General features: G+C 61.5%; 14 protein-coding genes. 7 read left to right on the forward strand and 7 right to left on the reverse strand.

The window, feature by feature from the left end:
- Nucleotides 1-55: 55 nt before the first annotated feature.
- The 3 genes from fabI to ACE3OH_RS07315 form a co-directional block, all read right to left on the reverse strand.
- Complete coding sequence (gene fabI, locus ACE3OH_RS07305; RefSeq protein ID WP_374350180.1) at nt 56-829, reverse strand: enoyl-ACP reductase FabI; 774 nt, start codon at nt 827-829, stop codon at nt 56-58.
- On the reverse strand, nt 826-2,250 hold the full coding sequence (locus ACE3OH_RS07310; protein WP_374350183.1) for a bifunctional enoyl-CoA hydratase/phosphate acetyltransferase: 1,425 nt from the start codon (nt 2,248-2,250) through the stop codon (nt 826-828). The genes fabI and ACE3OH_RS07310 overlap by 4 nt, the downstream gene beginning before the upstream one ends.
- A gap of 114 nt (nt 2,251-2,364) precedes the next feature.
- Nucleotides 2,365-2,916, reverse strand: coding sequence for a thioredoxin family protein (locus ACE3OH_RS07315; protein ID WP_374350185.1), 552 nt, complete (start codon nt 2,914-2,916; stop codon nt 2,365-2,367).
- Nucleotides 2,917-3,000: 84 nt separating this feature from the next.
- Between ACE3OH_RS07315 and ACE3OH_RS07320 the strand changes: the two genes are divergently transcribed.
- Nucleotides 3,001-3,729: a 16S rRNA (uracil(1498)-N(3))-methyltransferase gene (locus ACE3OH_RS07320; RefSeq protein ID WP_374350188.1), complete on the forward strand. Its 729-nt coding sequence runs from the start codon at nt 3,001-3,003 to the stop codon at nt 3,727-3,729.
- On the opposite strand, the gene ACE3OH_RS07325 is transcribed toward ACE3OH_RS07320, so the two are convergent.
- The 4 genes from ACE3OH_RS07325 to ACE3OH_RS07340 all read right to left on the reverse strand — a co-directional run bounded on the left by ACE3OH_RS07325 (nt 3,697) and on the right by ACE3OH_RS07340 (nt 8,160).
- Nucleotides 3,697-4,254, reverse strand: a complete 558-nt coding sequence (locus ACE3OH_RS07325; protein WP_374350190.1) for a GNAT family N-acetyltransferase — start codon at nt 4,252-4,254, stop codon at nt 3,697-3,699. The genes ACE3OH_RS07320 and ACE3OH_RS07325 overlap by 33 nt on opposite strands.
- Nucleotides 4,255-4,268: 14 nt before the next feature.
- Nucleotides 4,269-5,426 carry a c-type cytochrome biogenesis protein CcsB gene (gene ccsB, locus ACE3OH_RS07330; RefSeq protein WP_374350193.1) on the reverse strand — a complete coding sequence of 386 codons (1,158 nt, stop codon included), beginning with the start codon at nt 5,424-5,426 and terminating at the stop codon, nt 4,269-4,271.
- Nucleotides 5,423-7,441 (reverse strand): cytochrome c biogenesis protein ResB, encoded by a 2,019-nt coding sequence (locus tag ACE3OH_RS07335; RefSeq protein ID WP_374350196.1) that lies wholly within the window; start codon nt 7,439-7,441, stop codon nt 5,423-5,425. Before ACE3OH_RS07335 ends, ccsB begins: the two co-directional genes overlap by 4 nt.
- Before the next feature lie 95 nt (nt 7,442-7,536).
- Nucleotides 7,537-8,160: a cytochrome c gene (locus ACE3OH_RS07340; protein WP_374350199.1), complete on the reverse strand. Its 624-nt coding sequence runs from the start codon at nt 8,158-8,160 to the stop codon at nt 7,537-7,539.
- 187 nt (nt 8,161-8,347) lie between these two features.
- Between ACE3OH_RS07340 and yihA the strand changes: the two genes are divergently transcribed.
- The 6 genes from yihA (at nt 8,348) to ACE3OH_RS07370 (ending at nt 19,357) form a co-directional block, all read left to right on the forward strand.
- Nucleotides 8,348-8,965: a ribosome biogenesis GTP-binding protein YihA/YsxC gene (yihA, locus tag ACE3OH_RS07345; protein WP_374350202.1), complete on the forward strand. Its 618-nt coding sequence runs from the start codon at nt 8,348-8,350 to the stop codon at nt 8,963-8,965.
- 240 nt (nt 8,966-9,205) lie between these two features.
- Complete coding sequence (pilG, locus tag ACE3OH_RS07350) at nt 9,206-9,589, forward strand: twitching motility response regulator PilG (protein ID WP_374350205.1); 384 nt, start codon at nt 9,206-9,208, stop codon at nt 9,587-9,589.
- Nucleotides 9,590-9,631: 42 nt separating this feature from the next.
- The gene (locus tag ACE3OH_RS07355; protein WP_374350217.1) at nt 9,632-9,991 is read left to right on the forward strand and encodes a PleD family two-component system response regulator; all 360 of its coding nucleotides are present in this window, start codon (nt 9,632-9,634) and stop codon (nt 9,989-9,991) included.
- A gap of 10 nt (nt 9,992-10,001) precedes the next feature.
- Complete coding sequence (locus ACE3OH_RS07360; RefSeq protein WP_374350208.1) at nt 10,002-10,517, forward strand: chemotaxis protein CheW; 516 nt, start codon at nt 10,002-10,004, stop codon at nt 10,515-10,517.
- An 82-nt stretch (nt 10,518-10,599) separates the two neighbouring features.
- Nucleotides 10,600-12,819 carry a methyl-accepting chemotaxis protein gene (locus tag ACE3OH_RS07365; protein WP_374350212.1) on the forward strand — a complete coding sequence of 740 codons (2,220 nt, stop codon included), beginning with the start codon at nt 10,600-10,602 and terminating at the stop codon, nt 12,817-12,819.
- A 76-nt stretch (nt 12,820-12,895) separates the two neighbouring features.
- Entirely contained in the window at nt 12,896-19,357 is a 6,462-nt protein-coding gene (locus ACE3OH_RS07370) for an Hpt domain-containing protein (protein ID WP_374350215.1), read from the forward strand.
- Nucleotides 19,358-19,565 lie beyond the last annotated feature (208 nt).

Raw genomic sequence — 19,565 nt, forward strand, 5'->3', positions numbered from 1 at the left:
GGAATGGCCCGAGGCCACCCCGAGAATTCCCACCCATATCGGTTGCGTCGGGTTTTCAACCCAGCACGTGATAACCACCATCGATATGGATGCGCTCGCCAGACAGGCCAGCCGCGCCGTCGCAGGCCAGATAGGCGGACAGTAGCCCCACTTGCTCGATATTCACCTGCTGGTAATCAGGTGCTGCCTGCGCCACCCGCTGCAGCAGCGCATCGAACTGGTCCAGCCCGCCGGCGGCGCGGGTGCGCAAGGGGCCGGGCGATAGCGCGTGGACGCGGATGCCGTGCGGGCCCAGCTCGGCCGCCAGATAGCGCACGGTAGATTCCAGCGCCGCCTTGACCGGGCCCATCAGGTTGTAATGAGAAATCGCCTTTTCCGCGCCGTAAAAGCTCACCGTTTGCAGGCAGCCACCGTCTTTCATCAAGGGCTCGGCGCGTTTGGCCAGGCGGATAAAGCTGTGGCAGGACACATCCATGGCCAGGGCAAAGCCCTCGGCGCTGCAGTCCACCACCCGGCCATGCAGATCGTTACGCGGCGCAAAGGCGATGGAATGCAGCAAAAAGTCGAGCTTGCCCCAGCGCTCGGCTATCTGCGCGAACAGCGCATCGAGCTGGGCCGGGTCGCGTACATCCAGCGGCGCAATCAGCTCGGCGCCCAGTTGCTCGGCCAGCGGCCGTACATGCGGCTCGGCTTTGTCGTTCTGATAGCTGATCGCCAGCCGCGCCCCGGCCTGGCGGTAGGCGCGTGCGCAGCCATAGGCGATGGACTGCTCGTTTGCGACGCCGACCACCAGGCCGCATTTGCCGCGCAGATCGATAGGCAGGCTCATGCTTGTTTCTCCCGTCTGCCGCTATTGGCGTAAGCCATCAACACCGCGGCGGCGCAGGAGGCGATGCGGGTTTTGGCGGAATCGGCACGGCTGGTGAGGATGATGGGCAGCTGGGCACCAAGCACGATGCCGGCCGCATCGGCGCCATCGAAAAAGGTCAGCTGCTTGGCCAGCATATTGCCGGCTTCCAGATCGGGCACCAGCAGGATGTCGGCCTGCCCGGCCACTGGCGAGACAATGCCCTTGGTACGGGCCGCTTCCAGGCTTACCGCGTTATCAAACGCCAAGGGCCCGTCGACAATGCCGCCGCTGATCTGGCCGCGTTCCGCCATCTTGCATAGGGCGGCTGCATCGAGCGTCGAGGGAATGGCCGGGTTGACCGTTTCCACTGCCGAGAGGATCGCCACCTTGGGCTGGCGTATGCCGATCACCCGTGCCAGATCGATGGCGTTCTGGCAGATATCGCGCTTGTCATCGAGGCTGGGCTGGATATTGATGGCGGCGTCGGTGATCATCAAGGGCCGTGGGTAGGCCGGCACATCGAACAGGAAGACATGGCTGAGGCGCCGTTCGGTACGCAGGCCGGTGCTGCGATCGAGCACCGCATGGATCAGTTCATCGGTATGCAGGCTGCCCTTCATCAGCGCGCCAACCTGGCCGGCACGGCCCAACGCCACGGCGGCGGCAGCCGAGGCATGGCTATGTGGCGCATCGACGATTTCGATGCCGGTGATATCCAGCCCCTCGCTGAGCGCCAGTGCTTCGATGCGCGCGCGTGGCCCGACCAGCACCGGCACGATCAGCCCGGCTTGCGCCGCTTCCAGTGCGCCGGCAAGGGCGGCGGTGTCGCAAGGATGAACGATGGCCGTGCGCACCGCCGGCAGGTCTTTCACCCCCTTGAGCAGTTCCTGATAACGGCGATGCTCGAAGATGCGCACCTCGGGCAGTACAGCGCGCCGCCATTTGATCTTCTCGCTCGGCGCCTTGACCCGCGCATGACCGCTGATCACCGTCTCGCCATGCTGGTTGGTGCACAGGCAGTCCAGCAGCACGGTCTGTTTGTCGTCGTGCTTCTCGCACACGGTCACCCGCACTTCCAGCGTGTCGCCCAGCGTTACCGGCCGCAAAAAGCGCAGATCTTGCGCCAGATAAATGGTGCCCGGCCCCGGCAACTGGGTGCCCAGCACGGTGGAAATCAGCGCGCCGCCCCACATGCCATGGGCCACCACCTTGTGAAACAGACTTTGCGCGGCAAAGTCGGGGTCGAGATGGGTGGGATTCACATCACCGGACATCACCGCGAACAGCTCGATATCCCATTGCGACAGGGTGCGTACCAAGGCAGCGCTATCGCCGACCTGGATCTCGGCATAGGTGCGGTTTTCGATCTGGCTATCGCCGGCTGGCTCGGACTGGGTCATGGCAGGCTCCTGATGGATGTTGCGTCGCAGCATTGTTAGCGCGATATCCGGCACGAAACAAGCGCGGTTTCATGACATCAGGCAGTTTATTGATCTGGCGCAAGCCGGCTGTGGCTAGCGCCACTTGATGGCGCAACCGGCGCTGGGCGCCTGCTGGCTTGGCCCTTCGCCGGTCATGGCGATCTGCTTCATCGCCTGGAACAGCTCGCGCTCGGTGGCGGCATTGACCGGGCGGCGCCCGGCATCGTCGAAGCGGCCACGGTATTGCAGCTTCAATTCGCTGTTGTAGCCAAAAAAGTCCGGCGTACATACCGCGCCATAGGCGCGCGCCACATCCTGGCTTTCGTCGTACAGATAGGGGAAGGAGAAGTTGAACGCCTTGGCATAGGCCTTCATATGGTCGAAGTCGTCCTCGGGAAAGGCCGTCGGGTTGTTGGAGCTGATCGCCACGCTCCTGATGCCGTAGCTTTCCAGCTCACGGCAGGTTTCCACCAGTCGCTCGCGTATTGCTTTTACAAACGGGCAGTGATTGCAGATAAACATCACCAGCACGCCATTGGGCCCGCGCACGTCCGACAGGCTGTACTGGCGCCCATCCACGCCAGGCAGCTCGAAATTCACGGCGGGCTGGTTGAATTCGCAAAGTGGCGTGCTCAGGCTGACCATGATGGCGACTCCAGTGACAATGCCGGGATTATAGGTGCTTGCCGCGCTGGCATAATCGGGGGCTGAACGATTGTGAGCCCGACCATGCCCCGACTTTATCTTGATCAGCCGCTTGCCACCGGCAGCGAATTCGATTTGCCCGAGCAGGCAGCCCGCCATGTGCAGGTATTGCGCCTGCAGCCCGGTGATGCGCTGGGCCTGTTCAATGGCCAGGGCGGCGAATATCTCGCCACCGTGCTGGAGATGGGCAAGCGCCACGTCAAGGTGGCGATCACCAGTCATCTGGCCGAGGAACGCGAATCGCCGCTGGCGATGACCCTGGTGCAGGCGCTGTCGGCTACCGAGCGCATGGACTACACGGTGCAAAAGGCCACCGAGCTGGGCTACAGCGAAATCCATATCGTCCAGTCGGCGTTTTGCGGCTACAAGCTGGCGGCTGACCGGGTGGAAAAACGGGTGGCGCACTGGGCTGCTGTGGCCGCTGCGGCGGCCGAGCAATGCGGGCGCACCCGGGTGCCGCTGATCCGGCCGCCGCAGCGTTTCGACCAGTGGCTGGCCAGCGCGCCGGCCGCCGATCTCAAGCTCTTGCTGTCGCCAATCGGCGCGGTCGGGCTCGATGCGCTGCCCGGCAAGGCGGAGAGCGTGCAGATCCTGGTCGGGCCGGAAGGCGGGTTCTCCGCCGATGAAGAGGCGGCAGCGGTGGCGGCCGGCTTTACTGCGCTGGTGCTGGGCCCGCGCCTGTTCCGCACCGAGACGGTGGCGCCGGTGGTCGGCGCCTTGTTACAGGCCCGCTATGGGGATTTCCGCCGCTGAGCGGGTATCCGGCAGCGGCAGGCGCTTTTCCAGAAAGCGGGTCTCGGCCAGAAAGCTGATATCGCGGCGCCGCTCGCCGGTTTCGGCAAAACCCATGCGGCGCCAGAACACAAATGCCGGACCATTGCTGGCGATGATACCGATGCGCAAAGTCTGCATGCCGGGCCAACTGGCGATCTCACGCTCCAGCAGCTGGTAAGCCTCGCGACCGATGCCACGCCCTTGCCACGGTTCGCCAATCAGCAGCAGGCCGATCTGCGCTTGCTCGGGATAGCGCCAGCCGCGCAGTGCCATGGCCACGCCGATCAGGGTTTCGCCATCAAGGATGGCGAAGATATGCTGGTCGCCAATGCTGCGCCCCACCGGCAATTCGCTGCCATCAAACCAGGCAGCGATTGCATCGCGACCGGGCATGCGTTTGCCTTCGGTGATCAGCCAGTAATTGGGCGCCTTGCAGCACAGGGCATGCAGCTCATTAAGCTGGGCACGCGATGGCCAGACGATGCGTTGCAGTAGCAGCGCCAAGGCTCGCTCCCCGCCTACAAGGTACCGTAGGAATGCAGGCCGGACAGGAACATGTTCACGCCAAGGAAGGCAAAGGTGGTGACCAAGAGGCCGATCACCGCCCACCAGGCAAGCACATTGCCGCGCCAGCCCTTGACCAGGCGCACATGCAGCCAGGCGGCGTAGTTGAGCCAGACGATCAACGCCCAGGTTTCCTTCGGGTCCCAGCTCCAGTAGCCGCCCCAGGCATCGGCCGCCCAGGCGGCACCGAGGATGGTGGCAATGGTAAAGAACAGAAAGCCGACGGCGATCGCCTTGTACATCACCTCGCCGAGCACCTCATAGCTGGGCAGGCGATCGGCCAGCACGCCGCGCGCCGACAATAGCTGCGCTACCCCCAGCATGGCCGCCAGCGAGAAACTGCCATAGCCGACAAAATTGGCCGGGACATGGATCTTCATCCACCACGACTGCAGGGCCGGAATCAGCGGCTGGATTTCATGGGCCTGCCGATCAAAGGTGTACCAGAGGATAAAGCCGACTGCCGCCGTGATCACCAGCATCACGAAGGCGCCCATGCGGCGGGTGGCAAAGCGTTGCTGGTAGTACAGATACAGCAGGTTGGTGATCAGGCAGAACAGCACGAACACTTCGTACAGATTGGATACCGGCACATGGCCGACATCGCTGCCGATCAGGTAGCTTTCGTACCAGCGCACGAAGAACCAGCTGCCCGCAGCACCGGCAGCGCTCCAGGCAAGGCCGGTGGCGATGGAGTCTGCTGTTGCCGAGCGGCGCAGCAGGCCGAACCAGAAGGCGCCGGTGGCCAGGAAGAACAGCACGCACATCCACATCACCAGCGACTGGCTGGCCAGCACATATTTGAGCCAGAACGCAGTCTGCGCCCGCGCCAGCTCACCGCCATACAGGCCGATGGCCGCCAAGGCCAGCACCAGGCAGGCGGGAAAGAACAGGCGCATCGGTTTCCAGAACCAGCCCAGCCAGATCAGCGAGGCGGTGGCGCCGACCAGGATGCCCTGCTCATACACATCCATAAAGCCATGAAAGCGCGAATAGGCGATGCCAGCCACCAAGAGCAAGAAGGCGGCAAACCCATAGTCGGCCAGTGACAGGTTTTGCCAGGAGCGTGCATTGGCGTGCTGCGCGGCAAGTGTGGAGGACGGATTCATCATGAGCTCTCTTTCACACCCTGCATGGCCGCCATGGCCGTGCGGTGTGCGTTGAATTCCTGTTCGGTTTGCTGGTCGCGGCGGTTGGACGAGAAGGCCAGCAGCACTTCCTGCTTGCCCAGCCACAGCCACAGCCGGTTTTCCCGGATGTAGAACATGCAGAATATGCCCGCTACCAGCAGCACGCTGCCGATAAAGACCAAAGGCTCGCCCGGGCTGCGTGTCATCTGGAAGCCGCTGGACTTGACCTCGGTAAAGCCGGTCAGTTGCAGGTAAAAGCCGCCATAGTCATTGCGCGCCGATACCGCCACCAGGCTGTCGAGCACAAAGCGGAACTGCTTTTCGTCGATGTCGATTGGCGCAAGTCCCGCGCGCTCCTGCGCCAGATTCATCGCCTCGACCGCCGCACCTTGCAGCAGCTTGATATAGGTTTGCGCCACCGCCTGGCGCTTGTCGGCCGGCACTTTGGCATCGAGAAAGCTCTCCAGCGCCGCCATGCCGCCTTCGCTATAGCGTTGCAGCACCCAGTTCACGCTCTGCTCGAATTCCGGCCGGAACGGGCCGGTGATCGCCTTGCCCTGCAGGGCACGCTCTGCGGTGCGGCGGGCGATTTCCGGCCACGATGCCTTGTCGCCCAGCGCGCTGGCAAAGCGCATAAAGGTGTCGGGGCGCATCTCGCCATCGAGCGGGATGCGGACAAAGCCGAACGGTGCGCCCACTTCGCTGCGCAGGCCGCTGATCTGGTAATAGCGGCCCTCTTCCTCGAATGGTGCAAGGTAATTGAGGTATTCGCGTGCCTGGCCGGCACGGTCGCGCACCTTGAACTGGATGGACGGGCCGACGTTTTTCACCCGCTTCTTCGCCTTGACCTCACGCGCATCCTGCATGGCGCTGCGCATCTCGCCTGCCGGTTTTTCGTCGGCCAGGTTCTCGATATTGAACGGCCGGAATTCGCCGAATTCCAGCGTCAATGGCTGGCCGCGCCAGTTGATCGGCTGGCTGGACAGGGAGCGCGCCTGCAGGGGCTGGCTGACCGGCTGCCCGGCGGACCAGTCCCACAGGGTCATTTGCAGCGGCGATCCGCCATCGCCAAAGCTGGACTGGTAAATGGCGATGCCATTCACCACGACCGGATGATTGACGGTGGTGGTGCCGCTGATCACCTTGCCGCTGGCCTTGTCGGTGACCTCGATATCGCTGGCGAACAGCTTGGGTTGGCCGGTCGAATAATGCTCGACATGGAAGCGCTTGAGCTTCACCAGAAACGGCAGCTCCTGCACGAAGTAACCGCGCCCCGATGCGACAAAGGCGATATCGCCGCTCGATCCTTCGGCAAGATCGAGATTGCCGCGAAACGACAGATTGCTGGTGGACAGCCTGCTGCGCGCCGGTACCTGGCTTTGCGGCACATCGCGGGTTTCCACATCCTTGCTGCCAAACAGCACCTGCAGCTTCAGGGGCAGATTGCCGTCGAGCAGACCGCCGATGCAGATCACCACAATGGCCATATGGGCGAACAGATAGCCGAGTCTTTGCAGGCTGCCCTTCTTGGCGGCCAGCATCAGGCCATCGTCACGCTCGATCTGCTTGAAGCGATAGCCTTGGCTACGCAGCCAGCCCTGCGCCTGGTCGAGCAGGTCGGCCGTGGGCGCTTCACTTTGCCACGCTGCCTGGTGCGACATGGCACGCAGCGATTTGAGCGCCGCCTGCTCGCGATACTGTTGCACATCGCGCAACACGCCGGGCAGATGACGGTAGATGCAGAGTGAGGTGGAGGCGACCAGAAAGGCCAGCATGCCGAGAAACCAGCCGGCGTGGTAGACATCGAACAGGCCGATGGCTTCAAACGGCTTGAACCAGAACTCGCCGAATTCAACGATGTAATTGCTGTAAGGCTGGTTTTGCTGCAACACCGTGCCGATCACGGCGGCAACCATGATGATGACCAGCAGGCTGATGGCGAAGCGCATCGAGCTGATCAGCTCGAACAGCGCCCGCCCGAAAGAGGAGCGACGCACAGGGACTTCCCGTTAAAAAGGGTGGCTGGACCCTGCGGTCCGGCCACCCCGGATGGATCGGGCTAGCGCCCGCACCGGCCTGCGCCGGCGGATGCTCAGTGCAGACCGGCGATGTATTCGGCAACCGCCTTCATGTCGGCATCGGTCATTTTCAGGGCGATATCGTGCATCGGGCCGTTCTTGCGATCGGTGTTGGCACGGAAGGCGTTCAGCTGGGCCACCACATAGGCAGCATGCTGACCACCGAGGCGCGGATATTGCACCGGCATGCCGGCGCCATTGGGGCCATGGCAGGCCATACAGGCGGGCAGGCCGACGGCAGCGTTGCCGCCGCGATACAGTTTCTTGCCAGCTTCCATCAGCGCCTTGTCGGTACCGGCACGCTCTTTCGGCTTCTGCGCGCTGAAATAGGCGGCAACATTCTTCATGTCGGCCTCAGACAGATTGGCAGCCTGGCCGGCCATGATGGCGTTCTTGCGCTCGCCTTTCTTGAAGGCGGCGAGCTGAGCGGCAATGTATTCGGCATGCTGGCCGGCAAGGCTGGGGTTGGCGGATGCCGCGCTATTGCCATCGGCGCCGTGGCAGGCTGCACACACCGTGTCGACAATCGCCTTGCCCTTGGCCGGATCAGCCTTGGCAGGGGCTGCAGCCGGCGTTTCTGCCGCGATTGCAAAAGTGGCGGCGAAGCCGAAAAGAACTGCCAACGCGCTACGTTTCATAGCAAGAAGCTCCTAGAGATCGAGTCGATGCGGCGACGTCGCCGATGGGTTGATTTGCCACCTGTTGACGTGACAGCAAGCACAGGGGATTGCCATTTGCACGCCAAGGCTTTGATTCAAACCTGATATTCTATCCGAACCTTGATGCGCCGCCAAAGCGGCGCCACTTAGCCAGGCTCCACACCCTATGTCGCTGTTCAGTCAATTACGTTTTCACACCACCGTCAACGATCTGCATATGCTGCCCTTCGAAGGGGTGGAAGTTGCATTCGCCGGTCGGTCCAATGCAGGTAAATCCAGCGCCATCAACACCTTGGCCAATCACAAGCGCTTGGCCTTTGTGTCAAAAACGCCCGGTCGAACCCAGCATATCAATTATTTCGATTTTGGCGAGGGTCGCTATCTGGTTGACTTGCCCGGCTACGGTTATGCCGAAGTGCCCGAGGCGATTCGCGCGCACTGGGAGGCTTTGCTTGGCCAGTATCTGGCTACCCGCCCCAATCTGATCGGTCTGGTACTGATGATGGATTCGCGTCATCCACTCAAGCCGCTCGATGTGCGCATGCTGGACTGGTTTATCCCGACCGGCCGGCCAGTGCACGTCTTGCTTACCAAGTCGGACAAGCTCACCCGCCAGGAGCAGGCCAAGACGCTGGCGGCTGTGCGCGACAAACTGCAGGCTTGGCCGCAATGCTCGGTGCAACTGTTTTCCAGCCTGAAAAAGACCGGCATCGATGAGGCCGAGGCGGTGGTAGGCGGCTGGTTTGCCAGCTTGCAGGAAAATGTCGATGAGCCGGGAACTTAATCCGAGGCACCCGATCACAGCTCGCAGGCGTGACGAGCGCCTCCCGCTTCTCCTCCCTGAGCGGGGCCCGAACAAGTTGATCGGGTTTTTCAAACCCCGGCCAGATACCCCTTCCGGCCGGGGTTTTTTATTTGCAAAAAACGCTGGATTACCCCCGCAATAGTGGTTTTGGCGTCAATATGCTATTTTAGAATCCGCTGTTCATGCCAATGGGGCATGGCAAGCAAAGGGAGAGGGTTGATGCAGAGGCTCGCAGGCATCAAGGTAATGGTGATCGATGACAGCAATACCATCCGCCGCAGCGCCGAGATTTTCCTTGGTCAGGCGGGGTGCGAGGTCATCCTGGCAGAAGACGGTTTCGATGCCTTGGCCAAGATCAGCGATCACCATCCGGATGTGATTTTCGTGGATGTGATGATGCCGCGACTCGATGGCTACCAAACCTGCTCCCTGATAAAAAAGAACCCTCGTTTCAAGTCCACTCCGGTCATCATGCTGTCCTCCAAAGACGGCTTGTTTGATCGTGCGCGCGGCCGCATGGTGGGCTCGGATGAATACCTGACCAAACCCTTTACCAAGGACAGTCTGCTGCAAGCCGTTGGCGCCCATTCGGGCCAGGCCTAGGCAGGCATTCCGCGAACGCCTTAGGATGCAATCCCCATGTCTATCAAAAAAATCCTGATCGTTGACGATTCCCCTACCGAACGCCACTTCCTCGGTGAGCTGCTTACCAAGAACGGCTTTCAGGTAATGACGCTGGAAAGCGGCGAGGAGGCCGTGGCCCGCGTCAAGGAATTGATGCCCGACCTGATCCTGATGGATGTGGTGATGCCGGGGCTCAATGGCTTCCAGGCCACGCGCACCATTTCCAAGGATGATGCGACCCAGCACATTCCCATCATCATGTGCACATCCAAAGGCCAGGAAACCGATATCGTCTGGGGCAAACGCCAGGGTGCACGCGGCTATGTGGTGAAGCCGGTCAATCCTGACGAGTTGCTCAAGCAGATCAGCGCGCTCGGCTGAACCGAACACCATGGCCAAACGCGTCAGCCTTCGCGAATTCCAAGAGAGCGTAGTTGCGCGCCTGAAGGCGCTGCCTACTACGCACGCCGCCACCACCAAGCTGGGCATCCAGGTCGGTGACAGCGCCTGGCTGGTGGACCTGACCGATGTCAGCGAGGTGCTGCCGGTCCCCACCATGGCCAATGTTCCGCTGACCCGCCGCTGGTTCAAGGGTGTTGCCAATATCCGCGGCAACCTGTTCAGCGTGGTCGATCTGCCGGGTTTTCTCGGTGATGAGCCGGTGCAGGTCGGCGTTAGCAGCCGCTTGTTGATCATTCATGCCCGGCATATCGTGAATTCAGCCCTGTTGGTCAATCGCATGCTGGGCTTGCGCAATATCGATGAAATGACCGAAATCGCACCGGCAGACGCCTCGGTACCGTGGTGCGGCCCGTTGCGACGTGATCGCGATGGCCGCGAGTGGCGCGAATTGCGATTGCTTGATCTGGTACAACAAACACCATTCCTACAAGTGGGCACGATTTAGGCCCGACACTGAACCCACCAAACCAGAATACGAACCCGCCCCAGGGGCACGTAGCGACGGGAGATGCTTGAAAATGGCGCTGATGGATAAGCTTAAATCGCCCAGTAACGACAAGGCGGCGACCTCTGTTGAAGGTAAAACCAGCCCCTTGGCCGGTCTGCTTTCGGTTTTTGGCAAGAAAAAGACCGAGGCGGCTGCCCAGGACAAGCCTTACGATCCTTTGCGTACTGTTTCGATCATCGACCGGATCAAGCCACACTCCGAAGGCGGTGCGTCGCGCCCCTTGCCGCTGATCGGCCATTTGCCGATCGAAAAGCAGATCCAGATCTGTTTTGGTGGCATCGCGGTGTCGGTGATTCTGTTTGGTGCGACCCTGGTGATGATGGTGCGTGCATCCAACCACGACGCCATCTACCGTGCGACCTCAACGGAAATGCAGATGTTGTCGCAGCGGATGGCTCGTGCATCGGCACAGGCAATCCAGGGTAATGCGGCAGCCTTCCCCTTGCTCAAGCAGGCGTATGACAAATTCAACGACAACCTGAAGCTGCTGGTTGATGGCGGCCCGGGTTTGCCTTCTACATCTGGCAAGGCGGCAGACACGCTGCAGCAGATCAAGAAGAACTGGGACACCAACTTCCTCGCCAATGCCAAGCGTCCCACCGTTGACACCATTCTCAAGCAAGAGAAGACCCTGGTGTCGGTGACCAAGAACGTGAGCGCGATTAACCGCAATGACGCCAAGCTGCTTGAATTGACGCAGCAGCTGGTGTCGCTGCTGGCGGAGTCGGGCGCGTCCGACCACGAAGTGGAGCTGGCCAATCAGCAGGTGATGCTGTCGCAGCGTATGGCAAAGAACGCCAACGCCATGTTGGCCGGTGAAATCATCAATCCGGAAGTGGTGTTCCTGCTGGGTAAAGACACCAACACCTTCCGCGATACCCTGCAAGGCATGATCGAGGGCAGCGAAGACTTGCGCATTCCGGCGGCCAAGAACCCGGAAGTGAAGCAGAAGCTGTCTGAAATCCGCGACATGTTCAAGGATTTCGAAACCGTGGTGGGTGCCTTCTCGCGCAATATGCAGAACCTGGTGAACACCCGTCTTGCCAACCAGACCATCTATAAGGAAAGCGAAGCCCTGCTGAAGGATTCGCAAACCCTGACCGCTGACTACGAAAACCAGGCCAGCGGCGCACTGACCGTGATTCTGGAAGTGCTGTTTGCCGTATCGGCGATCGGTTCCTTGCTTGCACTGATCAGCGTGTATAACGGCGAATCGCAACGTCGCCGGATGGAAATCGAAAACGAAAACAAGCGGAACCAGGAAGCTATTCTGCGACTGCTGAACGAAATGTCCGATCTGGCTGACGGTGACTTGACCGTGCGCGCATCGGTGACGGAAGACCTGACCGGCGCTATCGCTGACTCGATGAACTACACCATCGACGAGCTGCGCAGCCTGATTATCGGTATTAACCGCGCCACCGAGCAGGTGACGGCGGCATCCCAACAAGCCCAGGCGATTTCGGGCGAACTGCTGCAAGCAGCACAACGCCAGTCCGAAGAAATTATCGAGACCAATGAGGTGGTGCAGAACATCGCCCGCTCGATCGGTGATGTGTCCGGTAACGCTGCCGAGTCCGCCCGAGTGGCCCAGCAATCGCTGCAAGCTGCACAAAAGGGTACCGATGCGGTACAGAACCAGATCAAGGGCATGAACGAAATCCGCGAGCAGATTCAGGAAACCGCCAAGCGAATCAAGCGTCTGGGTGAAAGCTCGCAGGAAATCGGTGAAATCGTGGAACTGATTTCCGACATTACCGAGCAGACCAACGTTCTGGCCCTGAACGCTGCCATCCAGGCGGCATCTGCCGGTGAAGCCGGTCGCGGCTTTACCGTGGTTGCGGAAGAAGTGCAGCGACTCGCTGAACGTTCCGGCGAAGCTACCAAGCAGATCGGCGCGATTGTGAAGACCATTCAGGCCGATACCCATGATGCGGTAGCCGCCATGGAAGTGTCGACCCAGGGTGTGGTGGAAGGGGCAAAGCTGTCTGATGCTGCGGGTCAGGCACTGAGCGAGATCGGTCTGGTGTCGAATGACCTGGCCTCCCTGATCGACACCATTGCACGTGCCACCCAATCTCAGCGCGAACTGGCCGACAAGGTGGCCGATTCGATGCAGGACATCTTGCGCATTACCGAGCAGACCACTGCGGGTACCAAGCAGACTGCCGTTCAGATTGGCCAGCTAACCGGTCTGGCAGCAGAACTGAAGGGTTCGGTCGCGGGCTTCAAGCTCTGACCCAGGCGCGGCGGCAGCGTTTTCGCTTGCCGCCCCCTCGGCTGCCACGCCGCCATCGAGACGGATATTTATTGCTATGAGCGCGCATACCGAATTCGACCTGGGGTCGCTAATCTGGGTCAAGGGCGAAATCGACCAGGCCCTGGAAAAAGCTCGCCAGAGCCTCGAAACCTACGCCAGCAAAAACGAAGCTGCAGAACTCAAATTTGCCCAGACCCATTTGCACCAGGTACGTGGTGCGATCGAAATGGTCGGCCTCTCCGGCGCTGCCCGGTTTTCCGAAGAATTGGAAATCGCCGTTGGCACAGTCGAGCGCGGCGAAGCCGATGCGGCTGTGTTGCCCGTTGTTGCCGAAGCTGCGGCCAGTCTGGCCCAGTATCTGGAATCGCTGATCAATGGTTCGACCGATCAGGCGCTCAAGCTGCTGCCAGCCTACCGTCGTGTGCGTGCCGCACGTGGCGAGGCCAATACCAGCGGTGCCGATCTGTTCTTCCCGACCCTGTCGGCTCAGCTTCCAGCCGGCCTGGCCCCGGTATCGCTGGATGATGCCGGCCTCGCCCAATTGCAGAAAAACGCCCGTGCCCGCTTTGAAGCCGGCCTGCTCAAATGGTTGAAGGACGACCGCCGAGGCGGTGCCTTGTTGATGGTGCAGGCGCTGCTGGGCATTGCCCGCAGCCAATCGAGCACCTTGCAGCGCGGATTTTGGTGGGTTGCAGCAGCCCTGGTTGAGGGCACCATTGATAACCGGGCCAAGCTTGATCTCGAACTGAAACCGATTTTTGCCCGCTTGAACCAGCAGCTCAAACGACTGGTCGACGGTGGCAAGGTGGCCGAGCGCCTGTACCGCGATGTGCTGTACGTAGTCGCCTCGATGGATACCAATAGCGTGCACTGCGCCGCGGTCAATTCAGCGTTCGCGCTGAAGGAGCTGATGCCTGATGCCGCGCTGGAAGACGACGCCCAGCAACTGGCCTCGATGCAGGCTGCCCGTGAATTGCGCGAGGTGGTGAACCAGGCCAAGGACAACTGGGCGCGCATCGGTGGTGGCAACCTCGACAAATTGGGTCTGCTGCAACACCAGCTGACCGATATGGCCAAGCGTGGTGCCAGCCTGAATATTGCCGGCTTCGATACCCTGCTGGCCGAGTTGCTGCGCCTGTTGGGCACCCTCAAGAGCGTACCGGCAGAAGACCAGGCGCTGGAAATCGCTACTGCGCTGTTATTGCTGGAAAACGCCTTGCTGGTATTCCCCGAGCAATCGCGTGAATTTCCGGCGCAATCGTCTGCCATGGTGGCGCGTTTGCAGGGCAAGGGCGTCGATCAGGAAGTCACCCTGCTCGACGAAGTGTCGCGCCGTGCCCAGGAGCGCCTGCTACTGGGCCAGGTGGCCCAGGAAATCCAGGCCAATCTCAGCCAGATCGAGCAATTGCTGGATGACTTTTTCCGCGATCCGGCCAGCCGTGATGAACTGAAGGCCACTGATGCCACCATCCGGCAAATCCGTGGCGCGCTTACCATGCTCGATGAGCAGGACGCGCTGTACCTGCTCGATCACTGTGCCGAAACGATACGCCGCTGCCAGAGCGCCGATTTTGTCGCCGCGGCCGATGAGCTGGAATTTCTAGCCGAAGCGCTGTCCAGCCTTGGCTTCTATATCGAGGCCCTCAAGCGCGAAGATGCCGAGCGCAATCGCCTGATCGCGCCCTGGTTGCACAAGATCCGTGGCGATGAGCCGCAAGCGCCCGCGCCGATCGATGCTGAGTCGAGCGATGCGGTATTCGATCATCAACCCGAGCCGGAGCCGGAGCCGCTGGCATTCGCGCCGGAGCCGCAGCCTGAGCCGGTCATCATCGAAGCCGTACCTGCGGCACCGGCGCCGGTCAGCGATGCGGCAGTCGATGCCGAGCTGCTCGAGGTCTACCTTGAGGAAGCGGTCGAGGTGCTGGGCAATATCGAACAGCATCTGGCCATCGTACGCGAGCAGCCCAATAACAAGGATGCGCTCACCGTCATCCGTCGTAGCTTCCACACCCTCAAGGGCAGTGGTCGCATGGTCGGCCTCAACCAGCTCGGCGAAGTGGCTTGGGCGGTCGAGCAGGTAATGAACAAATGGCTGCAGGATGAGAAGCGCGCCAGCGGCGGTCTTCTACGCCTGATCGACACAGCATCGGCTGGATTCTCGCGCTGGGTGGAAGAGCTGAAAGATCACGGCGCTGCCCAGGTTGAGGCCAGCGCGCTGTTTGCCTTGGCCGAGCAATTGAAGTCCGGCAATGATCCGGACGTGGCCGAAGCCGCAGTGAGCGAACTGCCGGCCATGGTGCTCTCCGAAGCTGTGCCACAGCCCGCGCCAGAAGCCTTGCCGGCCGAGTTGCACATCGAAGCTGTCGCCGAGCCGGCGCCCGTCGTCGATGCCTTGCCGGATCTGGTGCTGGACATCGAACCGCCGCAGGCGGTGGCCGAGGCGGCCCCGGCCGCAGACGATGCCGAGCACTTCGCGCTTGATTTCGATTCTGCGCCGGCTGCGGCCAGTATCGAGCCTCAACTTGTCGATGCCGGGCCGCTTGATGCGAGCGCCGAATCCGCCACGGTGGACTTCCACCTTGACCTGGAAGCCGATACTCCCCTGCTGCCTGGCTCCATCGAGCCGGTGTATACCGAGCCGGTGCCCGAGCCGACCGAGCTGCAGATCGGCGATATCAGCATTTCCAAAGCCCTGTTCGGCATTTTCCTCGACGAGGCGTACCGGCACTTTGCCACCCTCAACGAGGCGTTTATCGACTTCCGCGCCCATGGCGAAGTCCGGCCGGAATTTGTCCATGCAGCACATACCCTGTGTGGCATCGCCAATACCACCGGTTTTACCTCGCTGGGCGAGTTGGGTCATGCGATTGAATTGGCGTTGATTGCACGTCAGTCGGTGGGTGGCGAGCCTTCGCTGGAAGAGCGCGAGACCTTTGCCATTGCCATCGACAAGGTCGGCGCCATGCTCGGCTTGGTGGGGCGCCACCATATGCCGGCCGACGAATTGCAATTGGTGGCCTTGCTCAATGCGATGAGCAACCGGCTCAAGGACGATGCTCAAGCCGGCTCGATGCAGACACCGGCAATGGTCGAGCTACCCGAACTGGCAACAGATGAGCCAGCCGATACGGCATCGCTGGTCGAGCCGGCTCAACCACCTGCCCATGCCGATATCCAGCTCGACGAGCTGGCGCTGGACTTCGATCTGCAAGTGCCTGCCGAAGCCGGGGAAGTCGCAGCGCTGCAGCCGGTCGAGCTGCCTGTGGTGGATGCACCGCTGCCAGAAGCTGCCGAACCGATCGACGCCGTGGCCGGCGAGGTGCTGGCATCGGAAGACCTGTCACTGGAGATTCCGGATCTGACGCTGGAAATGCCGGCGGACGAGGCCTTGCTGCCGCCCGGCCTTAGCCATGACGCTGTCGAAGAAGAGGTCCATCTGGACCTTGATGCGGTGGTCGACGCGCTTCCTGGCGCGGACGCGCCGGCTGATGCATTGCCGCAAGAGGCGGTGCAGGCGGAGCCGGAAACCATCGATCTATCCTTGCCGGAAACTGCCGGCGAAGATGCGCTGCTGATTACCGAATCGGAACTTGTCGAGGTGGAGCCGCAACCTGCCGGCGACGACGCCATTAACTTGTCGGTTGAGGAACTGCCTGCGGTGGCATTGCCGCTGGAAGCGCCGCTTGCAGAAGTGCCGGAAGATACGGTGCTGGTGGCGCCAGCTGAAGACGAAGCCGGGCATGATCTGCCGCTCGATGCAGTTGACGCAATCGAGCTTAATGTCTTGCCGGTCATCGAAGCCGAAGCGACTAGCGAAGCCGGACCCGACTCCGAACCCGAAGCATTGCCCGAGGCCGAACTGTTCGAGATCGAGGCGGCAAGTGCGCCCGAGCTCGATGTATTTGCATCGGCGCCCGATGCCATGCTCGCTATCAGCCTGCCAGTGGAAGACGAGGCGCTGTTGTTGCCGGCAACGATGGCCGAGGCCGAAGCCGCGTTGACCGATGTGGCGCTGGCCCCGGTTGACGAAGCGATGGTGATCGAGGCGCCGCGCGAGGTGCTGGATGCCGAGGCATTTGCCAAGGAAGAAGAGCCAGCCGACCTGCCCGATGAAGTCTTGGCGCCCAGCATCGATGTGCCGCTGGATACTGCCGAAGTGGCCGAGCTGCCGACCATTGCCCATGAAGCCGATAGTGTGGGCAGCGTCATGCCGCTGGCGAATGACCGCTGGGCCGAAATCACCGCCATCGACGAGCTGGACGAACAGCTGCTGCCGATCTTTATCGAAGAAGCGCAGGAATTGATGCCGCAAATCGCGGCCGACCTGCGCAAGCTGCGCGAAGATGCGACAGACCATGAAGCGCAGGATTCGCTCAAGCGCGTGCTGCACACCCTCAAGGGCAGCGCCCGTATGGCCGGCGCCATGCGCCTGGGTGAAGCCACCCATAATCTGGAAACCCGTTTGCTCAATACCGGCGACGGTTTGCTGCCGGCGGTACTGGACGAGCTGGACCTCGATTACGACCTGATCGTCGATCTGCAAGATAGGCTGATCAATGGCGAACCGGCTGCGCCTGCCGAGGCGGCTGCCGAGCAGGCCGAGACGGTGCTGCCCGGCGTGGCCGTGCCGAGCCTCGCTTCGCAAGGCCGGGTACCGGGTGCGCCACAGCAGCTGGGCCTGTCCGACCCCGAAGCCGGCAAGACCACGGTGCGGGTGCGTGCCGATCTGGTCGATCGTCTGGTTAACCAGGCCGGTGAAGTGGCGATTGCCCGCACCCGTATCGAGTCGGAAATGCTGTCGCTCAAGCGTTCCTTGCTCGATCTGACCGATAACGTCGGTCGTCTGCGTAACCAGTTGCGCGAAATCGAAATCCAGGCCGAATCGCAGATGCAGTCGCGACTCAGCCATAGCAGCGATCTGCCGGACTTCGACCCGCTGGAATTCGACCGCTTCAGCCGCTTGCAGGAACTGACCCGCTTTATGGCCGAGTCGGTGAATGACGTGGCCACCGTGCAGCACAATCTGTTGAAGAATCTGGACGAATCCAGCGCCGCACTGCAACAGCAATCGCGCCTGACGCGCGATCTGCAACAGGAGCTGATGCGGGTGCGCATGGTGCCGTTCTCCTCGCTATCCGAGCGCCTGTACCGCTTGGTGCGGCAGACCGGCAAGGAAACCGGCAAGAAGGTCAATCTGGAACTGCGCGGCGGCCGGGTAGAAATCGACCGCTCGGTGCTGGAAAAGATGGTGTCGCCGTTCGAGCATATGCTGCGTAACGCCATCGACCACGGCCTGGAAACCACCGAGGTGCGCACCGGACGCGGCAAGAACGAGTTCGGTGAAATCCTGGTGGAAGCGCGCCAGGAAGGTAATGAGCTGGTACTGAATCTGCGCGACGATGGCGCCGGGCTCGACCTGAAACGCATACGCGAAAAGGGTATCGAGAAGGGCCTGATCGACGCGAACGAGCAGTACAGCGACAGCCACCTGATGAACCTGATCTTCGAGGCCGGCTTCTCTACCGCCAGCGCAGTCACCCAGCTGTCCGGCCGCGGTATCGGCATGGACGTGGTGAAGAGCGAAATCGAAGACCTGGGTGGTCGGGTGGAAGTGGACTCGGTAGCCGGCCAGGGCACCACCTTCACCATCCACCTGCCGCTGACCCTGGCGGTGACGCAAACGGTGCTGGTCAAGGTGGGCGAAAAGACTTTCGCCATCCCCTCGACCATGGTCGAGCAGGTGCAGGAAGTGAAGCAGCCGGCGCTGGAAAAGCTGTACCAGACCCGCCAGGTGGAATGGATGGGCAACCAGTACCCATTCCACTACCTGCCGCGCCTGTTGGGTGATAACGAAACCCAGCCGGAGCAGAAGCGCTACAACACGGTGCTGCTGCTGCGTTCCGGTATTCACCGCGTTGCCCTGCATCTCGATCAGCTGATGAAGAACCAGGAAGTGGTGGTGAAGAACATCGGTCCGCAGCTGGTGCGGGTAGCCGGTGTGGCCGGTGCCACCGTGCTGGGTAATGGCGAGATCGTGCTGATCCTCAACCCGCTGGCCCTGTTGCAGCGCCGTGCCGAAGCGCCGGTGGCCGACTTCGACAGCGCCATGGCGGCCAGCCAGCCGGCGCCGGAGGAGTTGCTGCGGGTAGCCCCGGTGGTCATGGTGGTCGACGATTCGCTGACGGTGCGCAAGATCACCGGCCGCTTGCTGGCTCGCGAAGGCTATCAGGTGGTAACCGCCAAGGACGGTGTGGACGCCCTGCAGCAGCTGCAGGACATCCGCCCGGCGGTGATGCTGCTCGATGTGGAGATGCCACGGATGGACGGCTTCGAACTGACGCGCAATCTGCGTGCCAATGCCGACACCCGCGATATCCCGATCATCATGATTACCTCGCGGACCGCCGACAAGCATAAGAACTATGCGTTCGAGCTGGGCGTCAATGCCTTCCTGGGCAAGCCCTACCAGGAAGACGAGCTGCTGGAGCGCATTCGCCAGCTGATCAGCGAAGAGTAATCCTCAGGCAGCACGCCGAAATACAAACAGCCCCGCAACTGCGGGGCTGTTTGTTTCTGGTGTCTTGGAGGCATTGCGCCATGCCGTCCAATCGAGCACTTGGCGGATGAGTCTCGCAGCCGCCTGCTAGTGTCCTGCGCCCCGTATGCTCTTGGTATTACGCGCCTGCGGCGCGAATGATTTAGTGCGGGATTGCGTCCCGCAGCCG

Source organism: Chitinimonas sp. (assembly GCF_041904975.1).
In the GTDB taxonomy this organism is placed as follows: Bacteria; Pseudomonadota; Gammaproteobacteria; order Burkholderiales; family Chitinimonadaceae; genus Chitinimonas.